Raw genomic sequence first — 16,874 nt, 5'->3', positions numbered from 1 at the left:
CGAGGGGAACAAAACCCCTCGGCAATCCGAAACGGCCCGCCCTTGACCGCGTGCTTTTCGATGCCGCGCAGGCTATCGTTCAACCCGGACCCTCGCGGCGCGAGCGGTCCCGCAACCAGAAGCAGCCGGCAGCGTCCCGACACCCGGCGCCTGCCCAGCCACGGAGAAAGAACCATGTCCGAACAATCTGGAAACACCGAACCGGTCCGCGACGCGGGTGCCATCGACGGGTCGCGGCGCGGCTTTCTCAGGACCACCGGCCTGACGGCGCTGGGGACAATACTGGGCATGGCCGTGCCGTTCGAACGCAATCTGCCCGCGGGCTTCGTGCCGGCGGCGTTGGCCCAGGACACCGGGCTCGACCTGATGGCAGGCAAGCAGGGGCTGGTGGTGCTGGGCGACCGGCCGCTGAATGCCGAAACCCCGGCGCATCTGCTGGACGACGACATCACCCCCTATGAACGGCTGTTCGTGCGCATGAACGGCCTGGTTCCGCAAACGGCGCTGGACCAGGACGCCGAGGGCTGGACGCTGACCGTGGACGGCGAGGTCGAGACCCCGCTGACCCTGACCATCGACGAGTTGAAATCCCGCTTCGAGACCGTCACCCGGCGGCTGGTGATCGAATGCGGCGGCAACGGCCGGGCCTTCTTCCAGCCCGGCACCTCGGGCAACCAGTGGACCGTCGGCGCGGTCGGCTGTCCGGAATGGACCGGCGTGCGGCTGGCCGAGGTGTTGAAGGCGGCGGGCGTCAAGGACAGCGCCGTCTATACCGGGCATTACAGCAACGACGTGCATCTGAGCGGCGACGAGGAGAAAGAGGTGATCTCGCGCGGGGTGCCGATCGAAAAGGCGCTGGAGGAGGATGCGATCATCGCTTGGGCGATGAACGGGAAACCTCTGTCCGCGCTGCACGGTTTCCCGCTGCGGCTGATCGTGCCGGGCTATCCGGCCTCGGCCTCGCAGAAATACCTCAACCGCATCTGGATCCGCGACAAGGAGCATGACGGTGCCAAGATGACCGGCGATTCCTATCGCATCCCGGCCTATCCGGTCGCGCCCGGCACCGAGGTGCCCGAGGAGGACATGGTGGTGCTGACCGAGATGCCGGTGAAATCCATCGTCACCTTCCCCGAAACCGGCACCGAGGTGAAGGCCGGCGAGGCGATCGAGGTCCGCGGCCATGCCTGGTGCGGCAAGGGCGACGTGGCTGCGGTGCATGTCTCGCTGGATTTCGGCCAGACCTGGCAGGAGGCCGCGCTGGAACCGGCGCCGAACCGCTTCGCCTGGCAGCGCTGGCGCGCGAACCTGACCCTGCCGCAGCATGGCTATTACGAGGTCTGGGCGCGGGCCACCGACCAGGACGGCATCGGCCAGCCACCGCTGTCGCCGGTCTGGAACCCGCGCGGCTATGGCAACAACATCCAGCACCGCATCGCGCTGGTCGCGGTCGCCTGAGCCGGGGAGGACGCGATGTTCGATATCGTCACGAAGTCTGCCGCCGGCCTGGCGGTGCTGCTGCTGGGGGCCGGCCTGGCCGCGGCCGAGGCGAGGCTCGACCCGATGCAGGCGCTGGCGGGCCGGCCCGCCGGCTCGAACCCGCTTGACCCGACGACGGCGATCGGTGCCAAGGTCGATGCCGGCGCGGCGCGGGCGGGAAACGAGGAATTCGGCGGCCTGCCCGATGGCGAGGGCGCCGAGGACACCTATTACCAATGCGTCGCCTGCCATTCGACCGAGATCATCAAGCAGCAGCGGGTCACTGACCATCGCTGGGACGAGCTGTGGACCTGGATGGTCGAGGCGCAAGGCATGGTCGAACCCGAGCCGGAAACCAAGGCGCTGATCCTCACCTATCTCAAGACGAACTTCTCGTCAGAGAGATAGATAGGCCGCTGCCGCAACGGGGGGCGCCCGCAAAAAGGGCGCCGCCTTGGCCGGCTTTTCGGCCGGCGCCGGGCGGTGTCATCGACCGCCCGGCCGATCAGGCCGTCCCGCAAGCGGCGCCCGCTGCGGGCTTGCAATCCGGGGTGCGCGGGGTTTAGATATGTAATGTAATAACATTACATATCGAGGATACCCATGTCCGCCAGCCGCCTTGCCGACGATCCGCGCCTGCCCGTCACCGTCCTGTCTGGCTTTCTCGGCGCGGGCAAGACCACGCTTCTGAACCATGTCCTGAACAATCGCCAGGGCCGCCGGGTCGCCGTCATCGTCAACGACATGTCCGAAGTGAACATCGACGCCGATCTGGTCCGCGAAGGCACCGAACTGTCGCGGGCCGAGGAAAAGCTCGTCGAGATGACCAATGGCTGCATCTGCTGCACCTTGCGCGACGACCTGCTGGCCGAGGTGCGCCGGCTGGCGCAGCAGCGGCGCTTCGACCACCTGCTGATCGAATCCACCGGCATCGCCGAGCCGCTGCCGGTCGCCGCCACCTTCGATTTCCGCGATGCGAACGGCGACAGCCTCTCGGATATCGCCCGGCTCGACACCATGGTCACCGTGGTCGACGCGGTGAACCTGACCCGCGACTTCTCGAGCCACGACTTCATCGCCGAGCGTGGCGAATCCCTGGGCGAGGCGGATGAGCGCCGGTTGGTGGACCTGCTGACCGAGCAGATGGAATTCGCCGATGTGGTGGTGCTGAACAAGGCCAGCGCCGCGGGGCCGGCCCGGCTGGACCAGGCCCGCAAGATCGTCCGGGCGCTGAACCCGGATGCAAGGCTGATCGAGACGGATTTCGGTCACGTCGAGCCGGATGCGATCTTCGACACCGGATTGTTCGACTTCGACCGCGCCCATATGCATCCGATGTGGGCGAAAGAGCTTTACGGCTTCGCCGAGCATGTGCCGGAAACCGAGGAATACGGCATCTCGTCCTTTGTCTATCGTGCCCGCCGGCCGTTCCATCCGCAGCGGATCCATGAGGTCCTGACCGGCGAACTGCCGGGGGTGATCCGCGCCAAGGGGCATTTCTGGATCGCCTCGCGCCCCGGCTGGGCGGCAGAGTTTTCGCTGGCCGGGGCCCTGTCCAGCGTCCGGCCGCTGGGCGGCTGGTGGGCCAATGTCCCGCAGGAGCGCTGGCCCAGCCACCCCGAGGCGCTGGCCGAGATGCGCCGCAACTGGGTCGAGCCCTGGGGCGACCGCCGGCAGGAACTGGTCTTCATCGGCACCGGCATGGACCGCGAGGCGATCAGCCGGGCACTGGACGATGCGCTGGTCATGGCGGCGGGCTTCACCCCGCAGGACTGGCAGGACTTGCCCGATCCCTTCCCGCAATGGACCGGGCAGCGCGTGGCCTGAAACCGGCCCGAGGCCCGGCGGCGCAAGGGCTCAGGACGTTTCCCGAGCGGCGGGGCCACGAAACGCCGCCAGCCAGCCCAAGGTCTCGTCGGTGGGGCGGCCGGGGCGGTATTCGGCGCCCAGCGGCCGCGTCCAGCCCAGATCCTGAAGCACGCCGTAGACATGGCGGTAGTCCAGCTCGCCATGATCGGGCGCGCCGCGGTCGGGAACCGCGGCGATCTGGACATGGCCGAGGATTTCGCGGTGCTGGCGCAGCCGGCGCGAGATGTCGCCCTCCATGATCTGCAGGTGGTAGCAATCGAACATCAGCCGCAGATTGTCATGCCCGGCCGCCTCGATGATCCGCGCCGCCTGATCCGAGCCGGTCAGGAAATAGCCCGGCGCGTCGTGGCGGTTCAGCGGTTCGATCAGGATGGCGATGCCATGCGGCCGCGCCAACCGGCAGGCATGGTCGAGATTGGCGCGAAAGACGCGCCCGGCCGCGTCGCCCTCGGCGAAACCGGCCATGACATGCACCGCCGGGCAGCCGATGGCGCGGGCATAGTCCAGCGCCTGCTCGATCCCGGCCCGAGCCTCGGCCTCGCGTCCCGGCAGCGCGGCCAGGCCGTTCTCGCCCGGCCGGCCGCGGGCGGTGTTCAGGCCCAGCATGGCCAAGCCGGTCTCGGCCAGCGCGGCAGCGGTCTGCTCGGGCGGCACCGCGTAGGGCCAATGACATTCGACGGCATGGAAGCCGGCGCGATGGGCGGCGCGGATCGCCTGCGGCAAGGGCAGGTCAGCCCAGAGAAAGCCCAGATTGGCCGAAAACCGCGTCATGCATCCCCCCGCACCCTCGTGCCGGCACCAAGTCACCGACCCGGGCCGGTGTCAACCGCCCGCGCATCCGGAACCGCGACCAAGGCGGCCACCGCGCAGAACGACACGATCCCGGGCACCGGCAAATGCGGGGCGACGGACACCAGTCACGGCTCTCGCAACGATAGCACGGCACGCCTCGACAAGGCCGAGGCCGAGGCCGAGCGGGCGGCGCTCAATAGGTCACGGTCACCACCACCGTATCGGCATAGGCGCCGGGTGGCGGCGTGGGCTGGGCCGGAACCCGGCCATGGACGGTAAAGCTCTGCATCGCGCCCGAACCTGCGGCGGTCGTCGCCAGCCCGTCGGCGGGCTGCCCCCAGCCCAGCGTCCGGCCGCTGTCGCGGTAAAGCTGATAGCCGATCCGGTTGCCCGCCAGGTCCTGCATGTGGCGGTCGTTCACGCCGCCGCCATGCAGCCCGTAGCCCAGGCCCAGGTCGTAGCTGGACCCCGCGGTGCAGGTGACGCGGATCTGGCTGCTGACATCGACCGGCTGGTCCAGCAGGCCGACCGTGCCGAAATCCAGATCATCCGCCTCGACCCGGCAATCCGGCACCACCTGCCCCCGCACGGTGAAGCTGAAGGTGGCCGTCCGGTCAACGCAGAGCAGCAGGATGTTGCAGGTCCGGTAATCCACCCGCACGTCCACGGGATTGCGCGAGAAGGCCGAGGCATAGTTGCCCGGCACGACCGTGTTCTGCCCGGCAGGCACCCGGACATAGACGGGCACGTTCATGCCCGAGCCGGTCAGCAGGGTCAGGATGCTGGCCCCGGTCAGCCGCAGGTTCTGGCCGCCATGGCTGCCATAGCTGCCGCCGAAGACCACGCTGCGGGCGGCATCCTGATACAGCTCGAACCCGAGCCCGGTCGACGTGCCGGCGCTGGTCATCCGCCGCAAACCGCCGCCAAGCCCGCCCATCCCCTCGCCCAGGTGGATGCGCATGTCGATCGAGGACAGAAGCCCCAGGAAGGCCGAGCAACTGATGGCGATATTGCCCACCGCGTCGGTCGGGCTGCCGCCCAGCACGTCGACCGGACCCAGCACCACGTCGCTGGCGGTAAAGCTGCAGCTCTGCGCCCGCGCCAGCCCGGCCGAGGCCAGCAGCAGCGACAGGGCGATGATGACCGGGCGCAACAGGGGCGCCAGTCGCAAGGCGGTCACAGGCAGGGCACTCCTCGGATTTCGGTCAGGGTTCCGGGCTGGTCGGCATAGTCGAACTGCGCCGCGCAGCCGCGGCCGTCGGGATAGGAAACCAGGATCTGGTTGCGGTCGCGCAGGTTCAGCGCGAAGACCTCGCCGTCGAAGCCGACCAGCAATGCGCCGTCGTCGGTGCCGTTCACCACCACCTTGCCGCCGACCTGCAGCGGGGCGCCATCGGCGCCGACCAGTGCGACCAGCGCCTCGCGCGCGCTGGCCTCGACGGCGAAATCCACGCGGGCGCCGGCGTGATGGGCGGGACGCACGGTCTGTTTCGTCACCCCCACCGCGGCATCCAGCGGCAGGCCGGCCGGGTCGATCGAGACGCTGTTCGCCTCGTAGGCGCGCAGGTCGGGCACCAGGATCTTGCCCGAGCGGCCGGTGCGGCCGACGGGGCGGTTCTCGGCGCTGACCTCGACCCCCGGCGCGCCGGCATCGACCACGGCGAAGGCGTCGTCGATGCGCCGCGACAGGAAGACGCCGCCGCCGGCCGCAACCACCGAGCCGTCCAGCCGCAGCCCCAGGCCGCGATTGCCCCGCGAGACGCGGGCGGCGACTTCCGCGCGCCCCAGTCGGCCTTCGCGCGCGGCGCTGCCCTGCAGGGCAAGTCGCTCGCCCCGGTCGGCCTGCAGGCGCCAGCTCCAGCCCGGCACGCGGTGCTTGCTGCGCCCGCTGGCGGTGGCGTATTGGCGCCAGCCCTCGCGGCGACGTTCGACCATGATCCCGGCATCGCGCCGCCCGCCCAGCGGCATGTGCAGCTGGGCGCCGATCACCCGGTCCTCTTGCGGGCCGCGCTGCGCCAGTGCGGTCAGGGTCAGGCTGGCATCGCCCAGAACCTGCCGGTTGTAGGAGATGCCGATGCTGGCCTCGTCCCGCGCATCCGCATGGCGCAGGTCGGACAGGAACAGGCTGGCGGCGCTGCCCCGATCCGCGAGCGGCAGGGAAAGCGCCAGTTGCGCCGCATGCCGGGGAAACTCGACCAAGCCGGGCTCGACCAGATCGGGATCGGCGGTCAGCGCCGCGATATCGGTGAACAGGCCGCCGGTGCGGGTGATGCGGCCCGAAAGCTGCGCGCGCCCCAGACTCAGCTGGGTCGAAAGGTCGAGCAGGCGCCCCTGGCCCCGCTCGGCGCGGCTATGGGCCAGGCTCAGGCTGGCGGTGCCCAGATGCGCGATGCGGAAGGTGACGCCCAGGCCGGCCATGGCCAGATCCTCGCCGCCCTCGGCATGGGCCAGCAGCGTCAGCCCGTCGGTCAGCCCGTAGCGCAGCGTCGCCACGCCGAACGTCCCCCCGGCATAGCGGTCGCTGTCCGAGCCGATGCCCAGCCGCGGCCGCCCGGCCGCCAGCGCGAAATCCGCCATGCCCCGGCGCAGCAGCTCGCCGGAAACCAGGAAGGGCAGGTCGAGCTGCGTCTCGCGCCCGGTGACATCGCGCACCACCACCCGCGCCATGCCCGAGCCGCCCGAGAGCGGCAGGTCGTCGATGCGGAACGGGCCGGCGGGGACATCGGCGGCATAGGTGCGGATCGACTCGGCAAAGACCTCGACGGTCGAGGGCAGCGCGGCGCTGCCCTCGAATCCCGGCAGCGGCAGGGTGACCAGGTCGGGACGCAGGCCGAAATTGCGTTCGACCATCAACCCGCCCAACCGCACCGGCCGCGACCAGCCGGGGCCGCGGGTGGCGATGTCGCCCAGTTGCACCTGCACGGCGCGGCCGGGAAAGGCACTGCGCCAATAGCTGTCGAGCCGACGATGGCGCAGCGCGCCGTGCTCGTCCTCGGCCGTGACGAAACCATGGGTCAGCGTGCCCAGCGGCATGAACAGCCGGGCGTCGAAACTGCCCGAGACGTCATGATCCCAGCCGCCCGCCTGGCCCTGCCAGCTGTCGAAGGCCAGCCCATAATTCAGCACCAGCCCATAGCCATGATCGACGGCGGGGGCAGCGTCCTCCTCCTCCGCCGCCGGCAGGGGTTCGGCATCGGCCGCGGCGCTTAACACATGCGGCGCCAGCAACGCGTCGGGCACGATGAAGCGGATGGTCTGCTCGGGTTCGATCAGCCGCCAGCCAAGGCCGGGGATGCTGTCCAGCCGCACTTCGCCTCGGGTGGCGGTTCCGTCGGGCAGGATGCCGCTGTTGCGCAGCTCGCCGGCATCGGCGGACAGCACCCCGCCGCCCAGGTCGGTGAAACGGGTGATCAGGTTCATCGGCCGGCCGTTGACGAAGACCTCCAGATACAGCTCGCGTCCGGCCGGCGGCGCCTGCTGCGCGTAAAGCGGGCCGGCAAGCACGACGAGAAGCGCCAGGGCGAGCAGGTTTCGGATCGGCGGGTATGCCCTGCCCCGGCTAGCGCGCCGGAACCTGGGCATCCAGCGTCCCGAGGTTGGTCGCCGCCTTCAGCCGGGCGCCGCCGCCCAGCCGGCCGGCCGGCGCCACCGGCCATTGCATGGTCGAGCCGCCCAGCACATAGCCCATCAGCCCGGGCCGCGAAACCGAGGCGCCGCTGGCACCGCTGAGCCGCAAATCGGCCAGCCGCAGCCGGGTGTCGCCGCGGTTCTGCGCCACCAGAAAGGTGGCGCCGCGGCTGCTGCGCAGCGCCCAGGCGACATCGGGATTGCGGGCACCGCCACCGATGAAGAAGACCGGGATGCGCAATTCGGTGGCAAAGGCGACGGCGCCGCTGCGCCTACGGCCTTGATCAGGCACCTCGTTGAGGACAACGCGCCAGGCTTCCTCGCCCCTGACCGCAGATTTGACGGTGCGCACCACGCGGATGGTCTGGGTGGCGCCGGGCGGCAGCCGGGTCGCGGGCGGGCTGACCACCACCTCGCCGCTGCGGCGCAACTGCTCCTGCCCGCCGGCTTGCGTCCAGCGGAAGGCGCGGGCCTGCACGGTGATCGTCTCGCGCCCCTCGTTGCGCAGGGTCAGGGTGGCGGCCGCGCCGGGGGCGGGCACCTCGAGCAGGACCGGCGAGACCCGCAGCCCTTCGGCCGCGGCAAGACCCGACAGCGCAAGCGCCATCGAAGCGGCCAGAAGGCCGCGGCGAAGCAAGTCGAACATCATGGGTATCCCGCTTAGTAGGTGACGGTCACGGTCACGGTATCGGTATAGGTTCCCGGTGCCGGGGTGGTCTGGGCGATCACCCGGCCATAGACCGTGAAGGATTCCGCCGCCCCGGTGCCGGTCGCGGCCAGGGTGTCGGTGCCGACGGTATCGCCCCAGTTGGCGGTGCGGCCGCTGTCGCGGAACAGTTGATAGCCGATGGTGTCGGCGCCCGCGCTCATCAGCCGGGTGGTGGTGGTCGCCCCTGCCCCGCTGCCTTGGTCCAGGCCGATGTCATAGGGGGTGGAATTGGTGCAGGCGACCTGCAACGTGGCGCTGGCATCGACATCGCTGGTCAGCACGCCGGCATTGCCGAAATCCAGCGTCTCGGTCGAGATGATCTGGCATTCCTCGGCGATCGTAATGCGGACATTGAAGCTGTCGGTGGCGGTCTGGGCGGAAACCACCAATGGCATCAGGATGATACATCCCGCCAGTGCTGGGCGAAGGGTCGCTTGGATCATGTGTTGTTCGTCCGGCTGTCGCCGACCAGTGCGGCGTGGATCAGGGGGATTTGGACATATGCACTGGGAAACGGTAAAACTTAAAGTTGTTAATCATTATTAACAAACAACCATGCCGTCAACGGGGATCGCCGGGCCATACGCACGATTTCCAAGGATCCCCGCCGGGAGCCACCGAACGCGCCGGCCTTGCCGGCTGCCGGCCATCCTCTGACTGAATTGGTCAAAAGGGAAGGCGGTCGGATGTCGGCCCGCGCGCCTGGCCTGTCCACCCCCCCGGTCGCTGCAGGCTGCCTATCTGCGCGATTGGATGCGCCGCGACAGCCCGGCCGGCACGCGGGCGACGCCCAGCCCGAGGATCGGGCTGACGAACACAGGCAGGGGACCATAAGCATCCATCGGCGCGCTCTGTTCTTGCCGACCGTGGCGTCCGGCCATCCCGAAGCCCGGACCCGGGGTTTTCCAGCCCGTGCCGGAAGGCATCGAAACAGGTATTCCAGACCGCCTGCGGCGGATTAACTGCCGCCGATATTCCTTCCGCCGGTTTGTCACAAACAAGATCTTGGAGAGATTCCCGCCGCTCTACAGAATATGCCCGGCCGCAATTCCCGGGAATAAAATTCACGCGGATTTAACGCCTTGGTCCGACAATTCCTTACCGGATTGCATGATCCGTGCTAATTTCAACTGGTGCGAATGGAGATTCGACATGCGGTTCCTTTGCCTGTGCCTGGCCTTTGCCGCGGGTCCCGCCCTGACCATCACCTCGGCCGAAGCCGGACCCTGCGATCCCAACCTGCAGCGCTGCTGACCCGCAGCCCGGGCCCCGGCCCACGGCGCCGGGCCTGATCCATATTCAACGGTATCGGAGGCCTCATGGAAAACCCATGGCCCGCCGGGGTTCCCTTGTCACTGTGGACGTATAACGGTTTGCGTCCCGATGCGCTGGCCCAGATCCCGATGATGGGCATCAAATTCGCGCCGGGCTTTCTTTATGCCTTCGCCTTCGGCTGCATCTTCATCGCCGTCTTCGCCTGGAAACGCTTTCAGGTCCGCTCGGACGTCCGATCCGTCTCGCGCGCGCTTTCGGATCTCAGCCCCAGCGACATCGGCGGCCATGGCGCGCTGATCCGGGCCTATTTCATCTATGCCGGCGCCATCCTGCTGCTTTACGTCTCGCTGACCTTCTTCGGCCGGCTGATCCTGCAATCCACGCAGATGATCCCGGTGGCCGGCATCCAGATGGACCTGGACAAGCTGCAGTTCGACAGCCTGCAATGGCCGCTGATGCTGGCCTTCGCCTTTGCCGGGCTGGCCGAGATGCTGCCGCCGGTCAAGGTGACCGAGGGCTGGCTGCGTAACCGCGCCTATCGCGCCGTCGGCATCCCGGTGCGTCTGGAACAGACCATGCGCAACCTGATCGTGTCGCTGGACGCCGCCTGCTCGACGGACCGGCCGTCCGATGCGCTGTCGCGGCGGCTGCAGATCTATCGCGACCGTTGGTCGGCCACGCTGGCCCGTCATGCCTGGACCAACCAGCCCGACACCCAGCGCCAGTCCCGCCATGACGAGATGGTCCTGCTGCTGGCGCAGTTGGAGATCCTGGTATTCTGGGCCAAATCGGCCCGCGGCAACTGGCCCGGGCACGAGGTATCGGCCTTAGTCCGCGAGATGGAGCGAAAATATGTCGCCGACGCCGTGGCGCTGCTGGACGAGATCCATGGTCGCATGTTCGAGGAACCGCCCGAGCCGCTCGACAAGGACCTTCGCGCCCGCCGCGCCCGCTTCGCCGAATTCCTGGCCGCCAGCGCCACCCGGGCCGAGGCGCTGCGCTTCGATCTGGTGGGGATCCTGGCGATTTTTCTGGAGCGCGACCCGGACAGCCCCGCCGACAGCGCCGATGCGGCCGAGCATGCCGCCGAACCGGCCGCAGCCGGGGCCGAGACGCCGGCGCGCATCGACCCGGCGCTGCACGACCTGCTGACCCGCACCGAACGGCCCGACACCGCCGGCACCGGCCCCGAGGCCGGGCTGTTCCTGGCGCTGACCGCGGTCTTCCTGTTCTATGCCGCAGCAGCCTGGCGCGGCATCCTGGAGCCCATCGGCGCCTTCGTCGAAACCAGCAACGTCTATGGCGTGCTGGCCACCGCGCTGGTCGAGACGCTGCGCATCGCCGCGCTGACCTGGCTGCCGCTGCTGGCGGCCTTCTCGCTGCGGCAATATCTGTGGGACAATGGCGACTGGGCGGGTTCGGCGAAATCGCAGCGCCGCTCGGGCTATGCGGCGCAGATCTTCGGCTGCCTGTGCCTGGGGGTGACGGTTTCGGTGATCGCGCTGGCCGCGGTGGCGGCGTTGCGAGCCTTCTTCGTCGCCCCGACCTCGGCCTATTTCTTCAGCCTCTATGTCGGCAGCGTGGCGCTCTTTGTCATCTATTATCCCAGCCAGGCGATCATCCTGCTGGTGCTGATTCCCATGGCGCTGCTGTCGGCCGACCTGCGCAAAAGCCAGGCGATGCGCCTGTGGTATGGCGTCGCCTGCGCGATCGGCGTGGCGCTGCTGTCGATGGAGCATCTGAAATACTGGAATCCGACCCTGGCCGAGAATTGTCCGGGTCTCGGCATGCTCGCTTCGGCCAATTGCGCGAAACGCTTCGATCTGACCGGGCATCTGGTTCTGGCGGTGCTGGCCTTCCTGTCGGCCGGGGTATTCGGCGAGCTGCCGCAGCGCGTGCGCCGGACCCGGCCGCGCTGGCCGGCGCATGGCGCCACCGCCACGGTGCTGGCGCTGCTGCTGATGCCGATGGCGGGCAAGGCCCAGACGCTGGCGCCGGATGGAAGCATCCTGCTGGACGGGCGCGAAACCGTGGTGCTTGGGGTGCGCATCGACGCGCCGCCGTTTTCCTATGCCCTGCCGGGGGCCGAGCCGGACCGGCCCGGCTCCTACCGGGGCTTCCTGGCCGATCTCTGCTTTGACATCTTCGCCGGCAGCGCCCGCTACGACCTGGTGGTCCGTCCTGTCACCGCAGCGAACCGCTTCGACGGGCTGAGCCCGACTGCGGACGCGGCGCAGCGGATCGACCTGCTTTGCGACGCGGTGACGATGCGCTTCTCGGATCCCGAGCGCACGCTGAACAGCGTGTTCTCGCCGATCGTCTTCGCCTCGGGCGTGTCCTATCTGGATCAGGTGGCGCGGGCGCCGCGCCATGACGTGCTGATCGGCTATATCGGCAACAGCACCGCCCGCGACGTGGCCTTCAAGACCTGCGAGATCGACCGCTTCAACGCGCTGCTGCCCTTTCAGCGCCCGCTGCTCTACCAACGCTGCAAGCTGCGCTGGAGCGCGGCCACCGCGCACGAGGAGTTGCGGCGCGCGGGCGACGATCCCACGGCGCCCAAGGTCTTCGCCACCAGTCCGCGGCTGCTCGCGGCACTGGCGGCGCTGGACCTTGCGGCGCAGCGGCTGGACGAAGCCAGGCGCGAGGCCGAGATCCAGTCGCTCGACCCCGGCACCGCCAGGCTGCTTGCCGCGGTGCGGGACAAGGTCGAGGTCGATGCCAAGCAGATGGATTCGCAGGTCGCGCGCTGCCTGAAGCTCGCCGATGGCAAGGACCGCAACGCCGCCTGCGCCCGCGCTTTCCTGGACCTGCAGGATACGGCCTGCGCGGCCAGGCCCGAGGCCCCGGAAAAGACCGGCAAGCGCAAGCCCATCGAGCAGATGCCCTGGCCCGACTATCATTTCTGTCCGCTGTCCAGCCATGCCGAGCTGATCGAATGGTTCTGCGCCGGCCCCAGCAATCAGCGTCGCATCTACATGGGCGACCGCGAGCTGATCCTCGACCGGCTGCAGAACTGGAACGCCGCGCATGGTCCCTGCCTGGTCGAAAGGCCCGACGGCGCCGAATACCTGTCCTATGAGCCCTACGCCTTCCCGATCTCGATGCGCCGGCCGGCGCTGATCCAGTTCGTCCAGCGGCGCATCTACGAGATCTTCTCGCATCGGGCGGACATGAACAGCCGCTTTTCCAGCAGCTTCAGGGGCCGAGAGATGTCCCCGGCGCTGGCCTATCTGTTCCTGCTGAACGCGGCGGTGGACGAGGCCGGGATGATCGCCGGCGAGAACGAGCAGCCATCCGGCGGCGGAGAAGGGCGATGAAGATCCAGGTCCAGGGCAGGCACATGCCTGCCGCCGCCACGGCGCCAGCCAGCCCCGGCACCACGGTGCAGCAGAACGTGCGGCTGGCCGTGACCCGCACCGAGGCGCAGCCGGTCGAGCTGGACCTGGCCCCGCAGCAATTGCTGGAGATCGAGACCGAGGACGGCGACCTGCTGTGGATCCGCGGCGACGAGGCGGCCGAACGGCTGGGCGCCGGCGGCGTGCTGGGCCGCTCGGCCGCGACGGGCGAGCAGGTGCTGATCCTGCGCGATCTTGTGCTGCCGCCCGGCCCAGACGATCCGCCGGGAACGCGCGACGCGCTGACCTGGGCGATCGACCGCGTGGCCGTGCTGGACGTTTCGGCCCCCGCGGTCGAGGTGGCCCGGCAGATCGAGGATGCGAACCCGGATCTGGGCCTGCATCGCTGGACGCCCGAGGGCCGGCTGGAGCCGGTCGATTTCTCCGGGCAGCAGGACAAGCCCTGGCTGCTGTTCCTGCATGGCACCGCCTCGTCCACCCTGGGCAGCTTCGGCAAGCTCGTCGCCCGCCAGCCGGCGATCTGGCAGGGGCTGCACAAGGCCTATCAGGGCCGGATCATCGCCCATGATCATCGCAGCCTGACCGAGGATCCGCTGCAGAACGCCCTGGCGTTGCTGGACCTGCTGCCCGAAGGGATCGAACTGCATCTGGTCAGCCACAGCCGCGGCGGGCTGGTGGGCGAGTTGCTGGCGCTGGGGCAGATCGCCCGGCGCCACGACGGCTCGGTCTTCGACCAGACCGACCTGGCCGCCTGCCCGGCCGAGGCCCGGCCGCGGCTGGAATCGCTGGGCAAGACGCTGGTCGACCGCGGCGTGAAGATCGGCCGCTTCGTGCGCGTCGCCTGCCCGGCGCGCGGCACCAGCCTGGCCGGCGGCCGGCTCGACCGCTGGCTGAACCTGGTCTTCTGCGCCTTGCGGCAAAGCGCCCGGCTGCTGGGCGAGGCGGCCGAGGAACGGGTCGAGGATCTGGGCCGGCTCGCCCGCGCCGCCACCGCCTCGCGCGACAGCCCCGAAGCGCTGCCGGGCATCGCCGCCATGGCGCCGGAGCATTCGCCGCTGCTGGCGCTGCTGAACCGCCGTCGAACGCTGGCCGAGGGGGCGACGGATGCGCTGGTGGTCATCGCCGGCGACATCCAGCCCTCCGGCGCGCTGCGCAAGCTGGCGATGTGGTTCGCCGACAATTTCTTCGACGGCGACCACGACCTGGTGGTCAACACCGCCGCGATGGATGGCGGCATTCCGCGCGGCCCGGTGCCGGTGCTGCTGGACCGCGGTGCGCGGGTCACGCATTTCAACTATTTCGCCAACGACACCACCGCCGGGCAGGTGCGGGACGCGCTGCTGGACCCCCGGCGCTTCCAGAACCGCGCCGATTCGCCCGAGGAGCGGCTGCGCCGGGCCGAGGAAGCCGACCCGCGCCGCGGCGTCAGCCTGGTCGAACAGGAGGGCCATACCGCGCTGGCGGTGATCGAGGATCTGTCGGCCCCCGCCCTGCTGCGCGGGCCGGCCCCGCCGCTGGCGGTCATCCTGCCCGGCATCACCGGCAGCCATCTGTCGGCCAACGGCCGATGGGTCTGGCTGAACCCCGCCGGCATCTGCCTGGGCGGCGTGGGCCGGCTGGCCATCGACAGCCCCTCGGTCGGCCCGACCGGCATCATCGAGACCTATTACGGCGGGTTGCGCGCCCATCTGTCGCGAACGCATCAGCCGCTGCCGCTGGCCTATGACTGGCGGCTGCCGATCCAGGTCGCCGGCGCGGCCGTGGCCCGGGTGGTGCTGCAGCGCCTGGGCCAGGGCGGACCTCGGCCGATCCATTTCATCGGCCATTCCATGGGCGGGCTGGTGGCGCGCGCGGCGCTTTGCGATCCGCAGCTGCAACGCGCCTTCGCCGCCAGCGGCGAGTCGCGGCTGCTGATGCTCGGCACGCCCAATGGCGGCTCGCTGGCGATGGCGCTGGCGCTGCTGGGCCATTCCCGCACCATCAAGGCGCTGGCGGCCCTGAGCCTGGGCGAGGACCGCGCCGCCATCGCCGCGATCATGCGCCGCTGGCCCGGCGCGCTGCAGCTGCTGCCGCCCGAACTGCTGGATGCCGCGGCTTGGGCCGCGCTGGCCGGGAACCGCGGCCTTGATCCGGCGGCGGTCAAGGCCGCGCGGGAGTTCTGGCGCCTGATGCAGGGCGATGCCGGCCTGCCCGCCGGCCGCTGTCTCTATCTGGCCGGCATGGGTCAAACCTGCGACCGGCTCTATGCGGTCGGCACCGGCCCGGACGGTCCGGTCCTGCACATGACCACCACGCCGCGCGGCGACGGCACCGTGCTGTGGTCCTCGGGCATTCCGCCGGGGGTGCCGGCCTGGTATGCGCCGTCCCAGCATGGCGACCTGTGCAAGGACAGCTCCCTGCATCCGGTCATCGCCGGCCTGCTGCTGGACGGCAGGACCGACGCGGCATCGGTGACGCGCGACACCGGCCTGCGCGGCCTGGAAGCCCCCGACATCCCGCGCAAGGCCGTCCCGGCCGAGGCGGAACTGCCGCTGATCCCCTCGGCGCCGCAGCTTCTGGCCATGGCGATGGGCGGCCGCATGCCCAGCCCCGCCCCGGCCGAGGCGGCGCCAACCGAGGTCCGGGTGCGGGTGGTGCATGGCGATCTGAGCCATGCCAGCCATCCGATCCTGGTCGGCCACAACCTGGGGGATCCGATCCGGGGCGCCGAGCAGGCGCTGGACCGTCAGCTGCACGGCCGGCTGGCCCGGCGCGAGGCGCTTGGCCTGCATCCCGGCCTGATCGGCAACTGGGACGTGCACCTGCAAGGCTGCGCCGGCGATCGCTGCGACAGCGGCGTCCGGGGCGGCATCGTCGTGGGCCTGGGCGTCATGTCGGACCTGACCACCGGCGCGCTGACCGCCACCATCCGCTCGGGCCTGCTGGCCTATGTCGATGCGCTGCGCGACCTGCCTGCCGCAGCACCCACGGGCGCGCCGGATGCGCCACCGCGGATCGGCGTCTCGGCGGTGCTGGTGGGCAGTGGCGCGGGCGTGGTTTCGGTCTCGGACAGCGTCTCGGCGCTGCTCAACGCGGTCGAGCAGGCCAACCGCATCCTGGCCGGCCAACAGGACCCCGCGGGCGAGGCCCCGCGCCTGGCCGAGGTCGAGATCATCGAGGCGGTGGAGCAGGTCGCGGTCACCGCCTGGCACGCGGTCGGCAACCGCATCCCGAAGATGCGCGACCGCTTCCGGCATCCCGAGCGGCTGATCCAGGGCAAGGGCGGCTTCCGCCGCACCGGTCCCGAGGCCGACCCGGCCTCGTGGATGGAGGTCACCATCACCGCGCCCGACCCGCAGGGCCGGGCGGGCGCACCGCCTTCGGCCCACGGCCCCCTGCATTACCTGCTGGTCGACGGCCGCGCCCGGGTCGAGGCGGAAACCGTCGCCACCAACCGCCGCCTGGTGCGGCACTATATCACCCAGATCCCCTCGGACCCCGGCACGGCGGACGAGACCGGCCTGTCGCCGGGCCGCACGCTGTTCGAGCTGCTCTGGCCGGCGCGGCTGAAGCAGCACAGCCTGGAAGATCGCAACCTGCGGCTGATCCTGGACCGCGAAAGCGCCTCGATCCCCTGGGAGATGCTGGACGACCGCCGTCCCGACGAGGAGGGCGCCTGGCCCAGCCTGCTGAACCCGCCGGCGGTGCGCTATGGCGTGCTGCGCCAGCTGGTCTCGCAGCGCGACCGCCCGGCGCTGCCGCGGCGCGGCGGCCGGCGCACGGCG

10 protein-coding genes are annotated in these 16,874 nt (G+C 69.9%); 5 read left to right on the top strand and 5 right to left on the bottom strand.

Annotated features, from left to right (window positions below; translation table 11 throughout):
* Positions 1–174: 174 nt before the first annotated feature.
* The 3 genes from ACFOMP_RS17410 (at position 175) to ACFOMP_RS17400 (ending at position 3,306) form a co-directional block, all read left to right on the top strand.
* The gene (locus ACFOMP_RS17410) at positions 175–1,458 is read left to right on the top strand and encodes a sulfite oxidase (RefSeq protein WP_379032876.1); all 1,284 of its coding nucleotides are present in this window, start codon (positions 175–177) and stop codon (positions 1,456–1,458) included.
* A 15-nt stretch (positions 1,459–1,473) separates the two neighbouring features.
* Positions 1,474–1,887 carry a cytochrome C-552 gene (locus ACFOMP_RS17405; RefSeq protein ID WP_379032873.1) on the top strand — a complete coding sequence of 138 codons (414 nt, stop codon included), beginning with the start codon at positions 1,474–1,476 and terminating at the stop codon, positions 1,885–1,887.
* A gap of 195 nt (positions 1,888–2,082) precedes the next feature.
* The gene (locus tag ACFOMP_RS17400; protein ID WP_379032870.1) at positions 2,083–3,306 is read left to right on the top strand and encodes a GTP-binding protein; all 1,224 of its coding nucleotides are present in this window, start codon (positions 2,083–2,085) and stop codon (positions 3,304–3,306) included.
* Between the two features lie 30 nt (positions 3,307–3,336).
* Here the strand turns inward: ACFOMP_RS17400 and ACFOMP_RS17395 are convergent, their stop codons facing one another.
* The 5 genes from ACFOMP_RS17395 to ACFOMP_RS17375 all read right to left on the bottom strand — a co-directional run bounded on the left by ACFOMP_RS17395 (position 3,337) and on the right by ACFOMP_RS17375 (position 8,919).
* Complete coding sequence (locus ACFOMP_RS17395; protein WP_379032867.1) at positions 3,337–4,119, bottom strand: hydroxypyruvate isomerase family protein; 783 nt, start codon at positions 4,117–4,119, stop codon at positions 3,337–3,339.
* Positions 4,120–4,333: 214 nt separating this feature from the next.
* Positions 4,334–5,320, bottom strand: coding sequence for a Csu type fimbrial protein (locus ACFOMP_RS17390; protein WP_379032864.1), 987 nt, complete (start codon positions 5,318–5,320; stop codon positions 4,334–4,336).
* Entirely contained in the window at positions 5,317–7,722 is a 2,406-nt protein-coding gene (locus tag ACFOMP_RS17385) for a fimbria/pilus outer membrane usher protein (protein WP_379032861.1), read from the bottom strand. The genes ACFOMP_RS17390 and ACFOMP_RS17385 overlap by 4 nt, the downstream gene beginning before the upstream one ends.
* Positions 7,700–8,413, bottom strand: a complete 714-nt coding sequence (locus ACFOMP_RS17380; RefSeq protein ID WP_379032858.1) for a fimbrial biogenesis chaperone — start codon at positions 8,411–8,413, stop codon at positions 7,700–7,702. Before ACFOMP_RS17380 ends, ACFOMP_RS17385 begins: the two co-directional genes overlap by 23 nt.
* 14 nt (positions 8,414–8,427) lie before the next feature.
* Positions 8,428–8,919 (bottom strand): Csu type fimbrial protein, encoded by a 492-nt coding sequence (locus ACFOMP_RS17375; RefSeq protein WP_289895991.1) that lies wholly within the window; start codon positions 8,917–8,919, stop codon positions 8,428–8,430.
* Between the two features lie 906 nt (positions 8,920–9,825).
* Between ACFOMP_RS17375 and ACFOMP_RS17370 the strand changes: the two genes are divergently transcribed.
* Both ACFOMP_RS17370 and ACFOMP_RS17365 read left to right on the top strand, forming a co-directional pair.
* Positions 9,826–13,071: a hypothetical protein gene (locus ACFOMP_RS17370; protein ID WP_379032855.1), complete on the top strand. Its 3,246-nt coding sequence runs from the start codon at positions 9,826–9,828 to the stop codon at positions 13,069–13,071.
* On the top strand, positions 13,068–16,874 hold a 3,807-nt coding region (locus tag ACFOMP_RS17365), incomplete at its 3' end, for an esterase/lipase family protein (RefSeq protein WP_379032852.1). The genes ACFOMP_RS17370 and ACFOMP_RS17365, both read left to right, overlap by 4 nt.

This window comes from Paracoccus simplex, from assembly GCF_042648325.1.
GTDB classification, from domain to species: Bacteria; Pseudomonadota; Alphaproteobacteria; order Rhodobacterales; family Rhodobacteraceae; genus Paracoccus; species Paracoccus simplex.
The sequence above is the reverse complement of the archived record's forward strand: the minus strand, read 5'-3'. Positions and strand labels throughout refer to the sequence as shown.